Below are 21,403 nucleotides of genomic sequence, written 5' to 3'. Positions count from 1 at the left end.
GCCGCCGGTGCTTCGGGCCCGGCCCGACGCCTGGCAGGCATTGAAAGAGGAATTGATTGCCACGATGACGAAGGATGCGGAATCTCCCGTGCGACCCAGCGAGGAAGCGCGCGAACAGGTGCTGGCGACGGTCGCCAGGCTGCCCGACCTGCCTGGCGTGTACCGCTATTTCGACGGCGAGGACAAGGTCCTGTACGTCGGCAAGGCGCGCAACCTCAAGAAGCGCGTGTCGAGCTATTTCCAGAAGACGCTGTCGAGCCCGCGCATCGCCATGATGGTGAGCCAGATCGCGCGCCTGGAAACGACGGTCACGCACAGCGAGGCCGAGGCGCTGATCCTGGAAAACAACCTGATCAAGACGCTCAAGCCGCGCTACAACATCCTGTTCCGCGACGATAAGTCGTACCCGTACCTGAAGCTGTCCAGCGGCGACTATCCGCGCATGGCCTACTACCGCGGCGCGCTGGACAAGAAGAGCCAGTACTTCGGGCCGTTCCCGAGCGCCTGGGCCGTCAAGGAATCGATCCAGCTGCTGCAGAAGGTGTTCATGCTGCGCACCTGCGAGGACAGCGTCTTCGCCAACCGCACGCGCCCCTGCCTGTTGCACCAGATCGGCCGCTGCAGCGGCCCCTGCGTGGACCTCGTGGCCAAGGAAGACTACAAGCGCGACGTCGACAATGCCGCGAAATTCCTGCGCGGCCGCCAGAGCGAGGTGCTGGAAGAGCTGCAGGCCAAGATGGTGGGCTATGCCGAGAACCTGATGTTCGAGCAGGCCGCCGCCGTGCGCAACCAGATCCAGGCGCTGTCGCGCGTGCTGCACCAGCAGAGCATGGAGACGACGTCCGATGCCGACGTCGACGTCATCGCCGTGGTGGTGCAGGGCGGCCGCGCCTGCGTCAACCTGGCGATGGTGCGCGGCGGGCGCCACCTGGGCGACCGCGCCTACTTCCCCAGCCATGTGGCCGAGGCGATCGGCGAGACGCTGGAAGACACGCCGATCGAAGTCGACGTGCTGGCCGCTTTCCTGGCCCAGCACTACGCCGATAAATTCGTGCCGGGCACGCTGATCCTGAATATCGAATTCGACCAGCCCGAGCTGATGGTGGCGCTGACCGAGCAATGCGGCCACCGCATCAACCTCGTGTTCCAGCCCCAGGGCCAGCGCCGCCAGTGGCTGGAGCTGGCGCAGAAGGGCGCCGAGATCTCGCTGGCGCGCCTGCTGTCCGAACAGGGCTCGCAGCAATCGCGCACGCGCGCGCTGGCCGAGGTGCTGGGCCTGGACAGCGAGGACCTGGAGACGCTGCGCATCGAATGCTTCGACATCAGCCACACGGCCGGCGAAGCGACGCAGGCGTCGTGCGTCGTGTTCCACCACCACCAGATGCAGAACGGCGAATACCGCCGCTACAACATCAACGACATCACGCCGGGCGACGACTACGCCGCCATGCGCCAGGTGCTGATGCGCCGCTACGAGAAGGTGGCGAACGGCGAAGGCGTGATGCCCGACATCGCCCTGATCGACGGCGGCAAGGGCCAGGTGGAGATGGCGCGCCAGGTGTTCACGGAACTGGGCCTGGACGTCTCCAACATCGTCGGCGTGGCGAAGGGGGAGGGCCGCCGCGTGGGCCTGGAGACCCTGATCTTCGCCGACGGCCGCGAGCCCCAGGAACTGGGCAAGGAATCGGCCGCGCTGATGCTGGTGGCGATGATCCGCGACGAGGCCCACCGCTTCGCCATCACGGGCATGCGCGCCAAGCGCGCCAAGGCCCGCCAGGCCTCGCGCCTGGAAGAGATCGAAGGCATCGGCGCCAAGCGCCGCCAGAAGCTGCTGGCGCGCTTCGGCGGCCTGCGCGGCGTGATCGATGCCAGCGTCGAGGACCTGATGTCGGTGGAGGGCATCTCGAGCACGCTGGCGGAAGAGATCTATCGCCAGCTGCACTGAGCGTTGCTTCCGCGTCGCCCCTGCGGGGCGACGGCGTTTTACCTTCATATGTACGAGGCGCATGCACACACCCGCACCGCTGAGCTCAACTGGTTTAAAAGGCAAGAGCCATGTAGACTAGCGGCGCGCGGTAGGCGCGCACGCAAGCTTCACGGGCCACTTGTCAGGCCCGCCGTTCTCGAGTTGCTCATGCCCTTCAATATTCCGATTTTCCTCACTTGGCTGCGGGTCGCGCTGATTCCGCTGGTCGTCGGTGTGTATTACCTTCCCGACCACTGGCTGCACACGGCCGACCGCAACCTGGCCGCCACGCTGGTCTTCATCGTCGCCGCCGTCACCGACTGGTTCGACGGCTACCTGGCGCGGCGCTGGAATCAGACCTCGGCCTTCGGCGCCTTCCTCGACCCCGTCGCGGACAAGCTGATGGTCGCCGGTGCGCTGCTGGTGCTGGTCCAGCTCGGCAGGGTGAACGCGGTCATTGCCTTCATCATCATCGGCCGCGAGATCACCATCTCGGCGCTGCGTGAATGGATGGCCGAGATCGGCGCGCGCAAGTCGGTGGCGGTGAGCTCGCTCGGCAAGATCAAGACGGCCGCCCAGATGATCGCGATCCCGCTGCTGCTGTTCCACGACCCCCTGTTCGCCGGCTTCGACACCCACCTGGCGGGCGAACTGCTGCTGTGGATCGCGGGCGTGCTGACGGTCTGGTCGATGCTGTATTACCTGCGCAAGGCCTGGCCGCTCATCAAGGAGAAGTCGGGCGTCATGGATTGATGACAAGTCATCCTTGACACATAGCTCAGCATCTCTATAATGCCTGCCTGTTGCGAGACATTGCAGCAAACGAACCGAAGCGGGAGTAGCTCAGTTGGTAGAGCGCAACCTTGCCAAGGTTGAGGTCGAGAGTTCGAGACTCTTCTCCCGCTCCAGCGTTTGCAGGCGGTACGGAACAAAAAGGTTGTCTTGGAAAGTAGTAAAAAATCTGAGATAATCGATAGTCCTAGCGACGCGGGAGTAGCTCAGTTGGTAGAGCGCAACCTTGCCAAGGTTGAGCTCGAGAGTTCGAGACTCTTCTCCCGCTCCAGCGTTTGCAGGCGGTACGGAACAAAAAGGTTGTCTTGGAAAGTAGTAAATAATCTGAGATAATCGATAGTCCTAGCGACGCGGGAGTAGCTCAGTTGGTAGAGCGCAACCTAGCCAAGGTTGAGGTCGAGAGTTCGAGACTCTTCTCCCGCTCCAAGCATCGCAAGATGTGCTAGGCGACATAGTAAGACTCCAATGCGGGAGTAGCTCAGTTGGTAGAGCGCAACCTTGCCAAGGTTGAGGTCGAGATTTCGAGACTCTTCTCCCGCTCCAGTGTATTGCGATGTGAATGGTAGTGCTCCTAAGCGGGAGTAGCTCAGTGGGTAGAGCGCAACCTTGCCAAGGTTGAGGTCGAGAGTTCGAGACTCGTCTCCCGCTCCAAGCATCGCAAGATGTGCTAGGCGACATAGTAAGACTCCAATGCGGGAGTAGCTCAGTTGGTAGAGCGCAACCTTGCGAAGGTTGAGGTCGAGAGTTCGAGACTCTTCTCCCGCTCCAGTGTTTTGCGATGTGAATGGTAGTGCTCCTAAGCGGGAGTAGCTCAGTTGGTAGAGCGCAACCTTGCCAAGGGTGAGGTCGAGAGTTCGAGACTCTTCTCCCGCTCCAGTGTATTGCGATGTGAATGGTAGTGCTCCTAAGCGGGAGTAGCTCAGTGGGTAGAGCGCAACCTTGCCAAGGGTGAGGTCGAGAGTTCGAGACTCTTCTCCCGCTCCAGTGTATTGCGATGTGAATGGTAGTGCTCCTAAGCGGGAGTAGCTCAGTGGGTAGAGCGCAACCTTGCGAAGGTTGAGGTCGAGAGTTCGAGACTCTTCTCCCGCTCCAGAAGGCAGTATCGTTTTAGCAGTAATGTAGTTGGCAGTCACTCCACGCGGGAGTAGCTCAGTTGGTAGAGCGCAACCTTGCCAAGGTTGAGGTCGAGAGTTCGAGACTCTTCTCCCGCTCCAGATTTCAGGGAAGCACCTTCCCGTGCCGATGTGGTCCGATAACCCGCCACGTCAGCATCGTCAGACACCTCGGGCGAGGTAGCAAAGCGGTTATGCAGCGGCCTGCAAAGCCGTCTAGACGGGTTCGACTCCCGTCCTCGCCTCCAGATTCTCCCAGTAGGACAGCGTTTCACTCCCGGTTCAGCCCGATTGGGCACCACATCGAATTTGTGGTGCACCACATGCATTAGCGGCCTACAGGTCGTCAACGTCTATCCGTCCGATGTCATTAGGTCGACCCGGATCAAATGGCCCCGCATTCATCAGGCATACGATGCGCGGACCATGGCTACCATCATAAAGCGCCCGTACGGGTATCAGCTTCGCGTCACGCACAAGCTCCTTCCCAAAGCCCTCTGGGCAACCTTCGACACCCGCGAGGCTGCCGAGCAATACGGTCGGCAACTCGAAGGGTTGCTGGCACAAGGCATCGTGCCGGCGGCATTGCTCGAACGCGACCAGCCCCGCAACGAGATCTGGACAGTGCAGCGCTGCATCGCCGAATACCTACGCCATAATCCGGTGCCGCTGTCGGAGCAAAAACTCCTTAACGCTGTCATGCCGAGCGTGGAGAAGCTCAGCACGGGCTCCCTGAATTACGCGTGGGCCGAAGAGTGGATCCGCGACATGAAGCAAAAAAGCCATCTGGCCCCTGGGACCATCCGTCACCGGCATGGCGCCCTGGCGCGCTGCTTCGACTGGATGCTGCGCAAGCACCCCGAGATCATGGCGCAGAACCCGTTGCGCCTGCTGAAGCGTGGCTTCGCAACCTATACCGAAACTGATGCCGGCATGCTTGCGAAGCGAGGTCTCAAGCCGCGTATCGACGAGGAGCGGGATCGCCGACTTCTGCCCGACGAGGAGCGCCGTATCCGCAAGCAATTGCAGGGAAGGGCGGATGAGCTGCTCCTGTTCGAGTTGGCTTTGCAGACGGCCATGCGCTTGCGCGAGTGCTATACGCTGTCCATCACGCAGGTCGACCTGGACAAGCGGACCATATTCCTGGAGCGTACGAAGAATGGATCGTCTCGGCAGGTGCCGCTACCTACGCCCATCACATATCTGCTTTCGGTGTATATGAAGAATCACAAGACGGCGATCAGCGCGCGGCATGGCCGACTCCTACCTTTCTGGTCGGGAGATGATTCAGGCGAGGCGCTTAACAACACTACCGCGAGCCTATCAGCGAGGTTCGCGCGTATCTTTATGTTGGCGGGGTCTGAAGACTTGCACTTCCACGACCTTCGCCACGAGGCGACCTGTCGACTTTATGAAAAGACTAAGCTGTCCGACGTTCTGATTGCGAAGATCACAGGGCATAAGGATATCCGTGTGGCCTGCTGCCGATTCCACAGACACCAAGTTAAGGTGGAAAATGGGAGTCAGGAGGAATCAATGGCAGCAAGAAGGCAGTTCAGCCGCGAGGTTAAGCTTGAGGCGGTGAAGTTGGTTGATGAGCGCGGCGTCTCACTACGCCAAGCGGCCCAGGATCTGGATGTGCACGAGAATGTGTTGCGCAAGTGGGTACGCGAGCATCGCGAGCAGCCTGAGGAAGCATTTCCGGGCAACGGCAAGATGACGTTGTAGGAGGCCGAGATAGCACGGCTGCGTAAGGAAGTCGCCAAGCTCAAGATGGAGCGCGACATCTTGAAAAAAGCCGCGGCCTACTTCGCGAAGGAGTCGATTTGAAGTTCGGCTTCGTTGCGAAGCACCGAGGAGTCTGGCCGGTCAATTTGATGTGCGAGGCGCTCGGTGTCTCGAGGGGCGGTTTCTATGCTTGGCTGACTCGTCCGCCAAGCGATCGTAGCAGAAAAGACGAGATGCTCACTGCGCAGGTAAGGCAAAGCTTCCTGCGCAGTGACCGTACCTATGGAGCCCGGCGGGTGTGGCACGACGTTCTTGAGCAAGGACTGTCATGTGGCCTGCACCGTATCGAACGTCTGATGCGTGAGCAGGCCTTGCGCGCTCGTCCTCGACGCCGAGGTTTGCCCAGTGATCTCGGAGCACGTAGCACTGCGGCAGAGAACGTGCTCGATCGGCAGTTCCGGGCCGAGGCGCCCAATCAGAAATGGGTGGCCGACTTCACTTATATCTGGACTGCCGAAGGGTGGCTGTACGTCGCGGCTGTGCTGGACCTGTATTCGCGCCGTATCGTTGGCTGGTCAATGCAGGACAGCATGACTTCGCAGTTGGTTGTCGACGCGTTGATGATGGGTGTCTGGCGTCGAGGTAAGCCGACAGCCTTGCTACATCATTCGGACCAGGGCAGCCAATACACCAGCGAGCATTTCCAGCAACTGCTCAAGGAACAGGGCATTACCTGCAGCATGAGCCGGGCCGGCGAAGTCTGGGACAACTCGGCAATGGAAAGCTTCTTCAGCTCTCTCAAGACTGAACGCATGGCACGCAAGGTGTACCGAACACGCGCCTAGGCCCGCTCAGACGTGTTCGATTACATTGAGCGCTTCTATGATCCTACGCGACGTCATTCGAGGCTGGGATATGTCAGCCCGGTGCAGTTTGAAGAAGCTAGAAAAGCTTTAAAGCGGTGTCATCCGAATCGGCAGCAGGCCAGTCTCGTAAAAGCCGAGTATCCTGATCGCGATGGAATCACAGCGAATATTGCGCTTAGCTCGGACAAAAATTGGCTGGTCTATGAACTCGATATTTGGAACGTCGACCTCTCTCCATTCCAAAAATACTTAAATTTTGAACGTGTGACGATCAAAACGCTGCGTGGAGATTCCTATATGAGCACAAGGACCGTTGCCTCCGCAAGACGTGTCGAGCGCTGCTCAAGTATGCATAAGAGAACTCGGCATAGAGGGCTGTATTCTGAGACCAAGGAATTTATGCTACGATACGGTGTTGAGTCACAAGTTTGAATTTAGTTGAAACTATCACTGAGACTTAAGTCAATATGCTTACTCCGAAAATATTAATGGTGAAGTTGGCTCTGCTTATGTTGTCATACCTATCTCGTTACTCGCAGCAACGGTTTCTTTTGTGTCGAAGTTTGTAGTGCATGCAACATAATTTAAATGTCACGCAAGGAATGGATTTATAACTATGCGTTCATCAATAATTATTGATCGTCGCTTGAGCAATATTGGATTAAATTTTCTTATTTCCGCTTCTTCTACAAATGAAAAAGACTACGTTGGCAAAATTAGTGTTGTCGGGTTGCATTGCACTTCTGGTCGTCGGTTTTCTTTCTTTTCCAGATTCACCGATTAAACCATGTGGGAATTTAAACGGAACGCAGTTTTGTGGCCGTTACGGCGCTCCACACTCAATTGATGATTACGAGAATTTCAAGCTCTGGGAAAGATTGTTATTTATAACTTGGCCGTTCGGCCTTTTTTCAGCATATTATCTTAAAAAGAACAGCTAATTTTCAAAAAGCTTGATACTTAATAAAATTCAGACCGATCTTCTATATACCTGTAAATCAGACGTCTGGAAGGAAATCTGTCTCCAAATTTGGTTTTGACGCAACATCCCTTATGGCTGGTCGAAGATCCTCAAAGGAAATACTAAATAACTGGTAGATGTGTCGATGCTGGTAGGCCGGAATGCCGGTAGCAAAGTTCCTTTTTTTTTGCGAACTCGAACATGTTCGCCCCTCTTCTTTCAATGCACGAAAAGCTTGAAGCGCGAAAATCATTATATCGTCATTGCTTCTAGTTCAGCGTTCGCGGTATCGAAATTTCGGTGCATACTTAATGAACGGCCACGTCAGGTAGATAAGATTTTTAACTAGATACTTTTGTGATCGATATTTTGACTGATCAATCAGCCTCGGCAGTCGCACGAGGAAACGCACTTTGCATTTACTTTTTTTGGAACTTGCCGGTGAGTTCTATAACATGTGTGTTGTCTTTTTGAATCTGACGTGTCAATGCTCTTTCAGATCGGATAATGTAAGGGCTGCAGCCGCTTCCAGGATAGTTTGATTGAATTTTTCTTTCAACATATAGGGTATTGCCTCTCATGAGATAGATGCTACTAAATTTAGTAAACTCAGATTTGTAGATATGATTGTTAGGGGCCGACTTAACATTTACGCCGGCAGGTAGTTTCAATGTGAAACGTTCGCGATAATTTTGTGAGATGCATCTTGCGCCTGTTTTATCATCTAGGAAATTGTCGATAAATTCAATTGGAGATGAAGGAAGTTTGAGTAAGGGAGAAAATCTTAATGAGAGTGAAGTCTTCTCGTTCCATATGATGTTGGCGCTTAGTTTTAGCTCAGCAGTAGAGTTCTTGTCGTTAAACTGGAATTCGGATTTAGGACTGATAAAGCCGTGCCTTTTCAAGTTATTGTTTAGTATAGAATTTGGCAATGACGAACTGAGTGCTTGCGAAAACGCCTTTGGAAAATAACGATCGTTTGCTCTACCTATATACTCGATTGTGCCATCTATATTTTCATTCCTAAGTTGTATCTGGCATCAACCGTTGTTGGACTCTGCTCTTGCGAAGGTAATGTGACCATGACGGCTCGAGGTGATGCGAGCAAAGCTATTGAACCTTGAATATTTTGAACTAGGCAATCTTTATCTATTGAATTTGTCATATCGTAAAACTTATGGAATTTCGGTATGTATAGAATAACATGGTCAAAAGCTTGCCAAACCGGAGTTATAGGCGGATTCTGTTGTGATCTATTCAAGAGTACCGGATATGCCTCGATGCGAAAAAATCTCAACAAAGCAATCGCCAAATTTACGTGATCCTTGCAATCGCCGTTTTTTCTAAGCAATGTTTCACTTGGTGATTGGGGATGGATATTGTTGAACAGCGGTGACGCGGTAGCGTAACCTATGTTTTTACCAATCCATTGCAGAACAGCGAAAGCTTTAGCTTCTGGTGACTTGTCCTTTAAATCAAGTGCAGTGCCGATTTTAGCGGCCTGATCCCCGACTCGAGCATTTTCAAAATACATGCCGTAATATTTTGAACCAAGTTGCTCGTAACTCTTCAGCGCCGTTATATACAGGTAACCTTGCTCTGCATTTATATTTTCCGCTCCAGTTCGCTTAAGCGCCTGAAAATGCTCAATAATTCTATCGCTTATTTTTTTCTCGGAGTGCTAATCAGTAAGTTTGTCTCAAATTTTAGTTCAAGCGAAGCGGGATAGACCACGTTAACTTCTATGGGATTATCCTTCATGTCGCTATCGAACTTATAAACCAGTGAGGGTGATTTGGGTACTATTGCTTGGTAGTAAATTCGCAATTTATATTTGATTTCATCTCCAACCGCTATGTCGCGGAAAACTATGGATAATCCTTGATCAGTGTCATGCAAGATTTCCGCCTTTTTGTTCGCCTCTAATTTATTTTTGTAGGAGGCTTGCACAACTTCGAAATGTAAAATATTGTTTGTCTTTTTTAGATTTATAGACCTACGCATTGCAATTGCTGACTGGGACAAGATTTTAGCCTCTACATCAATGGTCTCGCTGTAATTTCCATTTCTGTCAAATTCGACTAATATTTCATTTTTCTTAATTGAGATATCCTTACCATGACTTTCTGGAAAAATACATAGTAAGGTTATGAAGATTGCGAAATATTTGTAAATTTTCATACAATTAGAACAGGCCCTCGCGGGCCTGTGTTTATATACTCCAGGTCAACGTTAGACTTGTTCGATAGACTCGGATATCATTCGGTGTTCGATCGGATAGGGCGTCATTCCGGTCTGTTTGTCGAACCAGTCGCGTGCGCCTATCATCAAATCTAAGAACTGCTCGTCGCTGTGACCAGCGACTGGTTCAGTAATGTTCACGGTATAACCTACACCGGCTCCGGAGAGACCAATATAAGGAGCATTGGTTCCACCAAGTGCAGCTGAATCACCAATGCCAAGTTGTACGCCCGTTCCTACTGGTACTGCGACAGTGGCTCCAAGCCCAGCAAGATATGTAGTGGTTGGAACTCCTTCAGGCGTAAGGCCTGCGCCTAGCGACAGACCTGCAGGACCCGCTGTAATTCCCACGTACAAGTTGCCTTGAAAATCAGCCGTCAACGAAAAACCTACCCAGTTTTGAGCTCCGATAGTGACATACCCGCGATCGCTCATCGTGGCGAGCGCTGAGTCAATTGCGTGGCCAACTTCGCTAATTACATCGTCGGCGTACGAAGAGATCTTTTCCCAAAGCGTCATCCTGGTTGCGGTAATTTCTACGACCTGCGGATTCCCGTTTTCGTTATAAGTGATATTGCTGCTGACTGAATAGTCTGTCCAAGAAGACCAACCAGAGCTTGACGTACCCCAATCATCATACCCCCAGCCGAAGTCAGGATCGCCCCAGTTACCACCTTGGTCATCTGGATATTCCTCCCCCCATCCCATCGTAGTCATTACCGGGTCATTAACATTTACATTCGTGTCAATCATTGGTGTATGTTCGTAAAACAAGATCTTTCTCCCTTTATTTGGCCAAATTAACGGTCGGCCATTCTCCGCTTTCCACTGCATTCCATCTACACATCCAATTTCCTGAGGAATATATCTGCAGCAATTATTTGTATATTTCTCCCTCATTTCCTTCTAGTTCGAAAATTGCATCATTTTAATTATTCAATATGCATAAGCGCGCTTAAAAAAAGAGATACTCTTTCGTCGCCCGAAAACCTGATTTTTTATTAATGCATCATTGTATTGATGGTGAGATGGCCCTCACTCTCAACATTGTGAATAACAAGAGTCATCTGTTAAGCATAACGGAAAATATGTCATGAAATATATCATAATGTCACAGTTTCTAGTTATTTTGATTACTCTAGGTACTTTTGAGCATGACTATTAGTAGTCCGGGTGCGTTTTTTACGTCTATGACCGACTGAATGCCAACATCATTACAATGGAAATTTCAAGGTGTTTTGGGAATTGGTATCAAAAGTTTTTCAACTTATGGGCAGTGATGCAACGGACTGATACAACCTTTTTGTCTGCACATCGAACTGGACGAAGAACCAACTTAGTTAGGATCGCGCGCTGTATGGATACTACATATTACTGAGACCCGGTATGCCTGCGATCTGAAGCTGCAGACAATGCCGGTCGAATGGCAGTATGCTAAGGCAAAGGCTGGCATGAGGTTGCCAAAAAGCTGCCCAAATTTGCAGCTTGGAAGTTTGAGGACTATCAGCCGTACTGTAATAAACTATACTGAAGCAATGTCTGCTTAGGGTCGCTTGCTGCCCGTCGTGACAGTCCGCGACTTTTCCTCAACAGCAACCTGCTATGCTGTTCCGACGGGCTGGGTTCGGCCAAAAGGGAGGTCCAGAAGCCATACTGCCTATGAAAAACATCAGCGACTCAGACTTCGACCAAACGATAACCTTGAGAGAGGCATACCAACTCCTGGAAGCGTTTATTCTTCAGTACAACGCGCGAGGCGAGCGTTCTACTGCTGATCTTGCTGTCGACGTAGCTGTCTGTCCTGATGGACACACATCCGATCCCGCGCAGTTGGACGTTTCCTAAGTACAGCTGCGGCTCTGCAAAAACGGCAGTAGACGCCAACAGTGGTGTTAAAGGGCGAGGTTAAAAACGAGCGCCCGCTTTGGGTCGCTAGCAGTCTCAGAGTTAGGGTAGGGTGCATTCAGCCAAGGAGGGGCGGGGTGCGTTCATGCGAACTGATGTGGTGTTAAAGTGTGGTTTTAAGCTAACTCATTGATTCTTGGAAGCTAAAACGGCCTGCAAAGCCGTCTAGACGGGTTCGACTCCCGTCCTCGCCTCCACTCTTATCTGCATCTCACTTCTGTCTCTTGGGCTAACCCAGGGGAATACGTCTTTTTCCTTGCGGGTCCCGGCAGCTTCATTCCGAGGCGTCGTCATGCTCTTATGCTTTGGGGATTGTGCGACGCTACGCGACGTCAGATGTGCGATTCCATTCAGTACCCTCAGTGTCCCGTGCAGCACCAGCGTGGACGGCACGATGGTGACATCCAGGCGAAATGTGGAGATTGACTTTGCCTGCATCCTTGATTTATATCATGTTGTAAAGAACTTCAAACAAGGAGACATGCGGATGACCTTCACCTATCGAGCGCGCACAGCCGGCCTGTTGGCCATGCTGCTGTGTTCCATCGGTGCTCGAGCACAAACCACACCAGAGGAGACCGAAGTCTGGACTCCGGAACCGAGGCGTGTGACCCCGGCCACGGCCATGCACGCGCCGTCGGATGCGGTGGTCCTGTTCGACGGCGCCAACCTGAACGAGTGGGTGTCGACCGCCGCGCCCGACAAGCCCGCCCCCTGGACCGTCGCCAACGGCGTCTTCACCGTTCGCCCTGGCAGCGGCAACATCCAGACCCGCCGGCAGTTCGGCGATTACCAGCTGCACCTGGAATGGCGCATCCCGGCCGACATCAAGGGCGCGGGCCAGGACCGCGGCAACAGCGGTTTGTTCCTTGCCTCCACGGGAGCGGGCGACCGCGGCTACGAACTCCAGATCCTGGACTGCGTGAACAACAAGACCTACGTGAACGGACAGGCGGCCAGCATCTACAAGCAGTCGATCCCGCTGGCGAACGCGTGCGCGGGCGCCGGGGAATGGCAGACGTATGACGTGATCTGGACGGCGCCGCGCTTTGCCAACGACGGCTCGCTGGCGTCACCTGCGTACGTGACGGCGCTGCATAACGGCGTGCTGGTACAGAATCACGTGGCACTGCGCGGGGAGACCGCGTACATCGGCAAGCCGTCGTACACGAAGCACGGGCGTGCGCCCATCAAGCTGCAGGACCACCGGCATCTGGTCAGCTTCAGGAATGCGTGGGTGCGGGAGCTGGAAACGGCCAACCAGTAGCGCATCCGGGCAGGGTAGCGCGGCCATCGGACGTCGTGCGCGTGCAGGCGTCGACGCGGCGGTTCCGACGCCGCGGTTCCGACGCTGTAGTGTCGTCAACCCGCCAGCTTCATGTTCACCGGATCCCATAACACGATCTTCTGCTCGAACAGGCTCTTGTTCGATGCCAGCCCCGCGGCGGCCGCGCGGAAACCGAAAGCCGCATCCTCCTTCACCTTGCCGCCGGTGCGGATCGCATTGTAGAAATTGGCGTGGTGGTCGAAATGGTCGCTGTAGCCGGCAGGCGCCTTCCATTCCGAACGGCTGGTCTCGTTCTTCGATGTCTGGCCGGCGTAGTGCTGCTCGTACCAGGCCTTGAAGTCGTCCTGGTTCTGCTTGTCGAAGGTGTTGTAGCTGTCCCAGCTGCCAAAGCCCGGCGCCTGCGCCATCTTGCTGCGCAGGACCTCCACTGAATTGCCGCGCACGATCATCTTTCCCTCGGTGCCGACGAGCGCGATCTGTTCGCCGCCACCGCCGCCATCGATGAAATTCACGCGCACCTGCAGGTTGAACGGGCCGGATTTATCGGTCGCCGGATAGTCGTAAACGCCGGCCATCACGTCGGGCACGTCGCGTTCATCCTTCCAGTAGCGCGTGCCGCCGGACGTGTAGATGCGCGTCGGGCCGAGCGAGCCGGTAATCAGGTGCAGGCCCGAGAACAGGTGCACGAAGAGGTCACCGGCGATGCCGGTGCCGTAATCCTGGTAGTTCCGCCAGTGGAAAAAGCGCTCGGCGTCGAATGCGCGGCGCGGCGCGTCGCCGAGGAAGCGATTCCAATCGATCGTCTGCGGTGACGCGTCGCGCGGAATCGAGTATTGCCAGGCGCCGTTTGCCGATTGGCGGTCCCAGAATGCTTCCGCCATCACCAGCTGGCCGATGGCACCCGCCTCGTACAATTCCTTCGCTTTCAGATAGGTGGCCGAGCTGACGCGCTGGCTGCCGACCTGGCAGACGGCGCCCGTCTGTTGTTGGGCCGCGACCATCGGCAAGCCTTCTTCCAGCCGGTGCACCATCGGCTTCTCGCAATACACGGCCTTGCCCTTCTTCATGGCTGCGATGGCGATTTTGTCGTGCCAATGGTCGGTCGTCGAAATGATGACGGCATCGATCGATTTGTCGTCGAGGATGTCTTCGAAGTGCGGGGTCGTCACCAGGTCGTTGCCGTAGACTTCCTTCGCGCGTTTCAGGCGCCCCGTGTAGAGGTCGCAGGCCGCGACCAGTTTCACGCCGGGCACCTTGACCGTCGTGCCGCAATTATTGAAACCCATGATGCCCATGCCGATTGCGGCGACCTGGATCCGGTCGTTCGCGGAGCGATGTTGCGCGAGCGTGGCATAAGGCAGGGCGGACGCCAGCAGGGCGCCGCCCGCCTGTCCGAGGAATCGTCTGCGGGAATAGGTCCTGGTCTCGCTGCTCATGTGTCTCCTCGCGTTATCGTCGTGGCAGGCTGGGGACATTCTAGCGCCGGGCGACGCGCCAACATGTCAGGAAATCGGATGAGTTTGTAATGAAATCGGCAAGCGGCATTCACATTGCCGAATTCCTTCTACGAATGCCTCTTGACCCCGGACGCGACATGCCGGACGATTTTCTGGCTTTTCATAACAACTGAACATCACCACGGAGACGCAATGCCAACACCCCTTTCCGCGCTCGTCGCGACCGGCGCACTGCTGGTCGCCGGATTGGCCTCGGCCGAATCCATCGGCCAGTTCGCCGCCCACCAGGACATCGGCGCCGTCAAGCGCACCGGCGCCGTCAGCTACGACGACAAGCTCCAGCAATACCGCATCAGCGCGTCCGGCAAGAACACCTGGTTCGCCGACGACCAAATGCATTACGCGTACAACCAGATGCAGGGCGACTTCATCGTGACCGCGCGCGTCGCGTTCGAGGGCAAGGGCGCAGACCCGCACCGCAAGATCGGCTGGGACGTGCGCGCCAACCTGTCGAATAGCGCGGCGCACGTGGTGGCGGCCGTCCACGGCGACGGCCTCACGTCGCTGCAGTTCCGGGAAAAGGACGGCGCCGACACGGAGGAATACCGCATGGGCATCGTCGCGCCGGACGTCATCCAGCTGGAGCGCCGCGGCGACGTTTTCATCATGAGTGCTGCGCGTTTCGGCGAACCGTTCCAGGTGACCAGCGTGTCGCACCTGAAGTTCGGCGACAAGGTCTACGTGGGCCTGGCCGTCACCGCGCACAATCCCGACGCCTACGAGACCGTCACCGCTTCGAACGTGCGCATCGTCGTGCCGGCCTGGAAGGGCCTCGTGCCATACCGCGACTATCTCGGCAGCGATATCGAGATCATGGACATGGACACGCACAATCGCCGCATCGTGCTCCGCTCGCCGGATTCGCTGCAGGCGCCGAACTGGACGCGCGACGGCCGTGCCCTCATCTACAATGCGAAGGGACTCATGCACCGCTTCGATATCGCGAGCGGCAAGACGTCCGCCATCAAGACCGGCAGCGCCACCAACAACAACAACGACCACGTGCTGTCCTGGAGCGGCAGGCTGCTCGGCCTGTCCAGCCACGTGAAGCGCCCGGACGGCAGCAATTATTCGACGATCTACACGGTGCCGATCGAAGGCAGTGACGGGGCGACGCTGATCACCGATACCGACCAGGGCCACTCCTACCTGCACGGCTTCACGCCCGACGACACCCGCATGATCTTCACCGGCCAACGCGACCCGGCCATGCGCGCGAACCAGCCGAAGGTGCTGAACCTGTACACGATCGACATCGCGACGAAAAAGGAAACCCAGCTCACGAAGACGCAGGCACTGGACGACGGCGCCGAATACAGCCCGGACGGCAAGAGCATCTATTTCAATTCGAATCGCACCGGGCTGATGCAGCTATGGCGCATGTCCGCGGATGGCAAGAACCCCGTCCAGCTGACCTTCGACCGGTACAACAACTGGTTCCCGCACGTGTCGCCGGACGGGAAGAAGATCGTGTTCATCACCTTCATGGACGATGTCGACCCCTACGACCACCCGTTCTACCGCCATGTCTACCTGCGCGAGATGCCGGTCGAAGGTGGCGAGCCGAGGGTAATCGCCTACCTGTACGGGGGACAGGGCAGTTTCAACGTGCCGAGCTGGTCGCCGGATGGGAAGCGGATTGCGTTTGTGAGCAATACGAAGCAGTGAGCAGGTGACAGAAGTGCGTGCCCCGAGTCGATATTCCACCGGACTCGGGCCGCCGGGCTTCGATTTGATGCGGTGCCATGGCCGCGTGGTTGAAGCAATGTCGCTTTCGCGACATGCTTTGCTGCGGGGATGCGGGACCTGAGATCGGGTTCGAGGCCAGCGCCAGTTCCGATGACCGTTTCGGTCGCTTAAGAGGCCTAACAAAACCTCCATGGCTGCGTTGCATCGTCTCGCCGTACTCGCCTCCACCATATCTGCAGATCGGTGCGCCAAGCGCTGATCTGCGCCTGCAGCGACTCGCTTCCCTTTGTATTCAGCTTGTTATTCACGTAACACCTTTGTACGCTTGGTGGATATGTGGTATCAGCCAGGATCGCCGTTGCGCGATGGCCGGCGAATATAGCCATCGAAGAAGTACTCTTCCGAACGAGGTGAGGGTGTCCAGCATATCAATCGAGGTGAACGGCGTTGGCATCGCCACGATCAGCCTTGCGGGAATGGATGTTGTGGATGTGTCCGTATTCGGCGGACTCGATCGCGAACAAAAGGCGATGTTGAGCGCAATGGGCGGGAACTATTCCGAGGGCGGTTGCGGACATCTGATCTGGATTGCCGAACGTGGTTTGCTGCCGGGCGAACTGTTAAGCGTGCGCTTGAACGAAACATGCGGCATCGCTACCCCAGGTAAAACGATTGCCGAGCTTTACCCTGAAGCAGAAGCATCGACCAGGTCCGACTTCTCGGTCAGCGCTGACATGGCGGCGGAGATACGTGCTCGCCCGCGATTGCACGAAGGATTTAAGGTTCAGGTCGAAACGTCACGAGCCCAACAAGCATGCGCAAGGAGCGACGAGCTGAACACATGTTTTACCTTTGGCATATTGTGGGACCGGTTTCGACCGGATCAGCTATGCGTACGGTTGGCAAGCTACTGTCTCGACGATGTCGTCGCCAGAACGGGTGGTAACCCACATCTGGAAACCACACTGTCCATGGGAGACAGCGTTTCGTTCTCGGTTTTGGAATAAGCTTCGTTGGGGAGTCCGTCGAAGGCGGCATCCATCGAATGACTGAAAGCGGCCGGAGGGGCTACTCCCCCCAGGCGCCAGCGTACTCGAGGTGGATAATGGGGTAAGGCCGACCTTGCCCGTCAAGCGGAGAACGATCTGTGCGCTTGAAGCCCATCTTTTCGTAGAAGCCCAGTGCTTGCGCGTTTTGCTCGTTGACGTCGGTTGTCATGTGCGAGTGCAGCGCAAGGCCGTGACGTACGAGTGCGGCGCCAACGCCCATGGCGCGATAAGCGGGGTCAACGAACAAGGCTTCCATATGCCCGTTGTCGATGAACATGAACGCCAATGGGTAATCATTGGCATCCACAGCGAACCAGAGTGGAACGTCGGGCAGAAAGTCGCGCACCATCTCATCGATCGCTTGACGATCCTCGGGGGCGAGAAAGTGATGAGTAGCGTCCACCGCACGGCGCCAGATGTCGACGGCACGTTTGCCCTCGCCTGGATAAGAAGCTCGGATAGCGATCATGTTGATTGTAATGGACAGGGACAGCGCGTCAGGCGGCATCGACGTTCGGGAACGCCGGCACCGCCGCGTTCATACTAACCCATCATCAACCCGCCGATCATCATAATCTCCCTGCGCCCGTTCCATGGCCCCGCCATGCTGCCTGGCCCAGCCCACCAGCGCCACGAACGGATCCTGCAAGGTCCGCCCCAGCGGCGTGATCGCATACTCGACCGCCACGGGCGACGAGGCGATCACGCGGCGGCTGACGAGGCCGTTGCGCTCGAGCCGGCGCAACGCCTCAGTCAGCGCCTTGTGCGTGATCGGATCGAGCCTGCGCTTGATGGCGTTGAAGCGAGAGGGTTCCGTGCACAGCACGGTCAGGATCAAGACCGACCATTTGTTCGCCACCTGTTCCAGGATGGGGCGCGTGCTGTTGATCTCCGCGAGCAGGGCTGCGATATCGGTCGCCATGTGGTTTCCTTTCGTATATCTAATCTAGATCTGGTGCGTAATTGACACCAAATATACAAAATGTATCATCTGGCGTCCATCCTTTATTCTGGAGCAGCCATGTTGAAACTTGAAGGAAAGACCGCCCTGGTGACTGGCGGCGGCAGCGGTATCGGGCTCGCGGTCGCACGTCGCTTCGCGCAGGAAGGCGCCCATGTGTTCATCACCGGCCGGCGCGAAGCGCAGCTGGCCGAGGCGGTTGCGCATATCGGCGGCCGGGTCGAGGCGATCGCCGGCGACCTCACCGACGCCAGCGACCGCACCCGCCTGTTCGAGACCATTCGAGCCAGGGCAAGCCGCCTCGACATCCTCGTGAACTCCTCGGGCGTGGCCGAGCACGCGAGCCTGGAAGAGACCACGGAGGAGCATGTCGACCGCGCCTTCGGCCTGAACGTGCGCGCGATGGTGTTCACGGTGCAGCACGCGGTCCGGCACATGGGCGAGGGCGGCGCCATCGTCCTGATCGGCTCGATCGCGGGCGGCATGGCCAATCCCGGCTACGGCAGCTATTCCGCCAGCAAGGCCGCGGTACGCGCATATGCACGCACATGGAACGCCGAGCTGGCGCCGCGCGGCATCCGGGTCAACACGCTGAGTCCCGGACCCACCGATACGCCGATGTTCGACCAGGCCAGCGACGAGGTCAGGCAGGCGCTGAGCGCGCGGATACCGGCCAGGCGCCTGGGCAATCCCGACGAAGTGGCGGCGGCGGCCTTGTTCCTTGCCTCGGACGAAAGCAGGTACGTCAGTGGCGCCGAACTGGTCATCGATGGCGGCATGTCGGCATGAGACGTGAGATGCATCCGTTGCTGCGGGGAGCCGCGCACCTCTGCATGGATCGATAGCGTCAGGAATCTTCCTGGCCGTCCATGCCCATGATCTGGTTGCCCATGCGCCGCCCCCAATCCGTCATGGTGCGGCCGCCGCGTAATTGCAGCACTTCCCATGTACGCAGCCGCTGTTCGATCGGCAGGTCGATACGCTGGAGGGACTGCGCCAGCGCGAGTGCGTTGGCGGCGGCCTTGGCGGCCCCGCCGGCGGTGTGCGGGCGCGGCACGAACGCGGCGTCGCCCAGCAGCACGATGCGGCCGAACGCCATGCGCGGGACCGCGAGGTCGAGGATCGCCTGGATGAACGGCTCGGCCGTGCGGTGGACGAGGGCGCGGAACGGCGGCGCCAGCATGGCGTCGGCATCGGCGCGCAACAGCGCCGCCGGGGCGTCCGGCAGCGCGCCTGGCGGCAGGGAGAATGCATGCGGCTTGCCGTCGCGGTCCGTCAGCAAGGCGGGCAGCCGGCCCTCGTCGACCTTGCGGAACCAGACCCAGTTCCAGCGCCGCCGGCCAGGCGCGGTGTCGCCATCCTGGCCGGGCACGCTGTATTCCAGCAGCATATGGCCGGCGCCATGCTGGAACGCGAAGACGCCGTCCAGCAGCGCGCGGTCGCGCGGATCGAGCGCTTCCTCGGGCACCAGGCCGCGCCACGCCACGTAGCCGGCGTAGGAAGGATGGAAGTCGGGCAGCAGTTGGGCCCGCACCGTCGAACGGGCACCGTCGGCGCCGACGAGGAGGTCGCCGGTTTCGACGCGGCCGCTGGCGAAGTGGGCGCGCACCTGGCCTCCCGCCTGTTCCATCCGTACCAGCGTTTCGCCGGCATGGACACATTCGTCCGGCACGGCGTCGCGCATGACGCCGTACAGCATGTTCCACGAGGTCTGCGTCTGCGGCTGCCAGCCGCGTTGCACGACGTTGCCCATGGGGTCCAGGAAGATGCGGTCGCCCGATTCCACGCCAAGCGTGTCCGGAAGCCGCAGGCCGGCGAAGTGGAACGCGTGCAGCACGTCGGGTTGCAGCACCAGGCCGCCGCCACGGCTGTCCAGCGCATGCGGGGAGCGTTCGAACACGTCGACGCGCCAGCCGATGGCCCGCAGCGTCGTGGCGGCCAGCAGTCCACCGAGGGAACCGCCGATGATCAGGGCGCGCGGCGCCAGGTTGTCGTTCATGCTGTGCTCCCGAGGAAGAAGCGGCGCGTGGCGGCTGCCCGCGCCGTCGTGCCGGCTCAAGCCGCCTTGCCTGCCGTTTGCGGACGGCCGAACAGTTCGCCCAGCCAGACCAGCAGGGCCGCGGCGGGGAAGGCCATGCCGGTGAACAGCGCGGCGGTCCAGCCGTAGTGGGCATAGACCCAGGCGCCCGCTGCCGAGCCCAGTGCGCCGCCGGCGAAGAACAGCGCGAAGTAGATGCCGTTCAGGCGGCTGCGCACTTCCGCGCCCAGGCTGAAGATGGCGCGCTGGCCCAGCACCAGGTTCGCGGCGACGGCCATGTCCAGGATGATCGAGGCGACGGCGAGCACGCCGATGGCGAGCGGGCGCGAATCCGGCTGGTACAGCGGCAGCGCGAATCCGACGATGCCGAGGATGAGGCTTGCGGCGGTCGCCGGCAGCGTATGGCCGGCGTCGGCCAGGCGTCCCGCCACCGGCGAAGCGACGGCGCCGGCCATGCCGACCAGGGCGAAGATGGCGACGCCCGTCTGCGACAGGTGGAATTGCGGGCCTTCGAGGGCCATCGGCGCGACGGTCCAGAACAGGCTGAAGCAGCCGAACAGGCCGGCATGGTAGGCGGCGCGGCGGCGCAGCACGGGCGTCGTCGCCAGCAGATGCCACAGGGAGCCGATCAGCTGGCCGTACGACAGCTTGTGCGTCGGCACGCGCTGCGGCAGTTTGCTGCGCAGGACGAATGCCAGCACCAGGACGGCCACGGCTGCGGCGCCGAACACGGCGTGCCAACTGGCGTGGTCGGCGATCAGGCTGGCGGCGGGGCGGGCCAGCATGATCCCCAGCAGCAGGCCGCTGACGACCTTGCCCACGGCCTGGCCGCGCGTTTCCTCGCGCGAGAGGTGGGCCGCGAACGGCACCAGGATTTGCGCAGCCACCGAACCCAGGCCGATCCCCAGCGACGCGGCCAGGAACAGCCAGGCGTTGGTACTGACGGCCGCGGCGGCCAGGGCCGCGGCGGTGGCGAGAAGGGCCGTGAAGACGAGCTTGCGGTTTTCCAGCAGGTCGCCGAGCGGCACGATGAACAGCAGACCGAGTGCATACCCGATCTGGGTCAGCGTGACGATCAGGCCGGCCGCTTGCGTGGACAGGCCGGTGGCGGCGCTGATCGGGCCGACCAGCGTCTGGGCATAGTAGAGGTTGGCGACGATCAGGCCGGCCGAGACGGCAAGCAGGCGGACCATGCCCGGCGAAATGTCCGGGGCGTGTGTGGCAGGGGTGTGCATATGGTGTTCCTCGATGAATGGGGTGTTCCGTGCAAATCGGATCCACGCTCGCGGC

At 58.0% G+C, this 21,403-nt stretch carries 15 protein-coding genes, 12 tRNA genes and 2 pseudogenes; 21 read left to right on the top strand and 8 right to left on the bottom strand.

Annotated elements, in window-relative coordinates; genetic code table 11:
- Positions 1 to 64 precede the first annotated feature (64 nt).
- The 16 genes and pseudogenes from uvrC (at position 65) to QPK32_RS26630 (ending at position 6,896) form a co-directional block, all read left to right on the top strand.
- Positions 65 to 1,945, top strand: coding sequence for an excinuclease ABC subunit UvrC (gene uvrC, locus QPK32_RS03080; protein ID WP_290411294.1), 1,881 nt, complete (start codon positions 65 to 67; stop codon positions 1,943 to 1,945).
- A gap of 189 nt (positions 1,946 to 2,134) precedes the next feature.
- Positions 2,135 to 2,719 (top strand): CDP-diacylglycerol--glycerol-3-phosphate 3-phosphatidyltransferase, encoded by a 585-nt coding sequence (pgsA, locus tag QPK32_RS03075; RefSeq protein ID WP_290411293.1) that lies wholly within the window; start codon positions 2,135 to 2,137, stop codon positions 2,717 to 2,719.
- Between the two features lie 79 nt (positions 2,720 to 2,798).
- Positions 2,799 to 2,874, top strand: a tRNA-Gly gene (locus QPK32_RS03070).
- A 79-nt stretch (positions 2,875 to 2,953) separates the two neighbouring features.
- Positions 2,954 to 3,029: transfer RNA gene (locus QPK32_RS03065), tRNA-Gly, on the top strand.
- Positions 3,030 to 3,108: 79 nt separating this feature from the next.
- A tRNA-Gly gene (locus QPK32_RS03060) sits at positions 3,109 to 3,184 on the top strand.
- 41 nt (positions 3,185 to 3,225) lie between these two features.
- Positions 3,226 to 3,301, top strand: a tRNA-Gly gene (locus tag QPK32_RS03055).
- Positions 3,302 to 3,333: 32 nt separating this feature from the next.
- A tRNA-Gly gene (locus QPK32_RS03050) sits at positions 3,334 to 3,409 on the top strand.
- Between the two features lie 41 nt (positions 3,410 to 3,450).
- Positions 3,451 to 3,526 (top strand) — tRNA-Arg (locus tag QPK32_RS03045).
- A 32-nt stretch (positions 3,527 to 3,558) separates the two neighbouring features.
- Positions 3,559 to 3,634, top strand: a tRNA-Gly gene (locus tag QPK32_RS03040).
- Positions 3,635 to 3,666: 32 nt separating this feature from the next.
- Positions 3,667 to 3,742 (top strand) — tRNA-Gly (locus QPK32_RS03035).
- A 32-nt stretch (positions 3,743 to 3,774) separates the two neighbouring features.
- A tRNA-Arg gene (locus QPK32_RS03030) sits at positions 3,775 to 3,850 on the top strand.
- A gap of 46 nt (positions 3,851 to 3,896) precedes the next feature.
- A tRNA-Gly gene (locus QPK32_RS03025) sits at positions 3,897 to 3,972 on the top strand.
- Between the two features lie 72 nt (positions 3,973 to 4,044).
- A tRNA-Cys gene (locus QPK32_RS03020) sits at positions 4,045 to 4,118 on the top strand.
- A 178-nt stretch (positions 4,119 to 4,296) separates the two neighbouring features.
- Positions 4,297 to 5,337 (top strand): annotated as a pseudogene (locus QPK32_RS26510) (site-specific integrase); the annotation flags it as partial.
- Positions 5,338 to 5,406: 69 nt separating this feature from the next.
- Positions 5,407 to 6,536, top strand: a pseudogene (locus QPK32_RS03010) (IS3 family transposase); the annotation flags it as partial.
- The gene (locus QPK32_RS26630) at positions 6,525 to 6,896 is read left to right on the top strand and encodes a hypothetical protein (RefSeq protein WP_374046691.1); all 372 of its coding nucleotides are present in this window, start codon (positions 6,525 to 6,527) and stop codon (positions 6,894 to 6,896) included. The pseudogene QPK32_RS03010 and the gene QPK32_RS26630, both read left to right, overlap by 12 nt.
- Before the next feature lie 1,538 nt (positions 6,897 to 8,434).
- On the opposite strand, the gene QPK32_RS03005 is transcribed toward QPK32_RS26630, so the two are convergent.
- The 3 genes from QPK32_RS03005 to QPK32_RS02995 form a co-directional block, all read right to left on the bottom strand.
- Positions 8,435 to 8,959 (bottom strand): transglutaminase family protein, encoded by a 525-nt coding sequence (locus QPK32_RS03005; protein WP_290411292.1) that lies wholly within the window; start codon positions 8,957 to 8,959, stop codon positions 8,435 to 8,437.
- Positions 8,960 to 9,087: 128 nt separating this feature from the next.
- The gene (locus QPK32_RS03000) at positions 9,088 to 9,606 is read right to left on the bottom strand and encodes a hypothetical protein (RefSeq protein ID WP_290411291.1); all 519 of its coding nucleotides are present in this window, start codon (positions 9,604 to 9,606) and stop codon (positions 9,088 to 9,090) included.
- 51 nt (positions 9,607 to 9,657) lie between these two features.
- Positions 9,658 to 10,566, bottom strand: coding sequence for a hypothetical protein (locus tag QPK32_RS02995; RefSeq protein ID WP_290411290.1), 909 nt, complete (start codon positions 10,564 to 10,566; stop codon positions 9,658 to 9,660).
- Between the two features lie 1,076 nt (positions 10,567 to 11,642).
- Here QPK32_RS02995 and QPK32_RS02990 point away from each other — a divergent pair.
- Together QPK32_RS02990 and QPK32_RS02985 are read left to right on the top strand one after the other, a co-directional pair.
- Positions 11,643 to 11,768 (top strand) — tRNA-OTHER (locus tag QPK32_RS02990).
- 410 nt (positions 11,769 to 12,178) lie between these two features.
- Positions 12,179 to 12,838 (top strand): DUF1080 domain-containing protein, encoded by a 660-nt coding sequence (locus QPK32_RS02985; RefSeq protein ID WP_290411289.1) that lies wholly within the window; start codon positions 12,179 to 12,181, stop codon positions 12,836 to 12,838.
- 95 nt (positions 12,839 to 12,933) lie between these two features.
- Here the strand turns inward: QPK32_RS02985 and QPK32_RS02980 are convergent, their stop codons facing one another.
- A complete protein-coding gene (locus QPK32_RS02980) occupies positions 12,934 to 14,295 on the bottom strand; it encodes a Gfo/Idh/MocA family protein (protein WP_290411288.1) in 1,362 nt (453 codons plus the stop codon).
- Positions 14,296 to 14,508: 213 nt separating this feature from the next.
- On the opposite strand from QPK32_RS02980, the gene QPK32_RS02975 reads away from it, so the two are divergent.
- Complete coding sequence (locus QPK32_RS02975) at positions 14,509 to 16,044, top strand: hypothetical protein (RefSeq protein ID WP_290411287.1); 1,536 nt, start codon at positions 14,509 to 14,511, stop codon at positions 16,042 to 16,044.
- A 437-nt stretch (positions 16,045 to 16,481) separates the two neighbouring features.
- Entirely contained in the window at positions 16,482 to 17,072 is a 591-nt protein-coding gene (locus QPK32_RS02970) for a hypothetical protein (RefSeq protein ID WP_290411286.1), read from the top strand.
- A gap of 61 nt (positions 17,073 to 17,133) precedes the next feature.
- Here QPK32_RS02970 and QPK32_RS02965 read toward each other — a convergent pair whose 3' ends face one another.
- On the bottom strand, positions 17,134 to 17,583 hold the full coding sequence (locus tag QPK32_RS02965; RefSeq protein WP_290411394.1) for an acetyltransferase: 450 nt from the start codon (positions 17,581 to 17,583) through the stop codon (positions 17,134 to 17,136).
- Positions 17,584 to 17,652: 69 nt separating this feature from the next.
- Positions 17,653 to 18,036, bottom strand: a complete 384-nt coding sequence (locus QPK32_RS02960) for a helix-turn-helix domain-containing protein (protein WP_290411285.1) — start codon at positions 18,034 to 18,036, stop codon at positions 17,653 to 17,655.
- 99 nt (positions 18,037 to 18,135) lie between these two features.
- Here QPK32_RS02960 and QPK32_RS02955 point away from each other — a divergent pair, with 99 nt between their 5' ends.
- On the top strand, positions 18,136 to 18,864 hold the full coding sequence (locus tag QPK32_RS02955) for an SDR family NAD(P)-dependent oxidoreductase (RefSeq protein ID WP_290411284.1): 729 nt from the start codon (positions 18,136 to 18,138) through the stop codon (positions 18,862 to 18,864).
- Between the two features lie 58 nt (positions 18,865 to 18,922).
- Here QPK32_RS02955 and QPK32_RS02950 read toward each other — a convergent pair whose 3' ends face one another.
- Both QPK32_RS02950 and QPK32_RS02945 read right to left on the bottom strand, forming a co-directional pair.
- Entirely contained in the window at positions 18,923 to 20,074 is a 1,152-nt protein-coding gene (locus QPK32_RS02950; RefSeq protein WP_290411283.1) for an FAD binding domain-containing protein, read from the bottom strand.
- A 56-nt stretch (positions 20,075 to 20,130) separates the two neighbouring features.
- Positions 20,131 to 21,348, bottom strand: a complete 1,218-nt coding sequence (locus QPK32_RS02945; RefSeq protein WP_290411282.1) for an MFS transporter — start codon at positions 21,346 to 21,348, stop codon at positions 20,131 to 20,133.
- Positions 21,349 to 21,403: the final 55 nt, after the last annotated feature.

Origin of the sequence: Massilia sp. YIM B02763 (genome assembly GCF_030412015.1) — a bacterium.
GTDB lineage: Bacteria > Pseudomonadota > Gammaproteobacteria > Burkholderiales > Burkholderiaceae_D > Telluria.
This window is presented reverse-complemented; position numbering and strand designations above follow the sequence as displayed.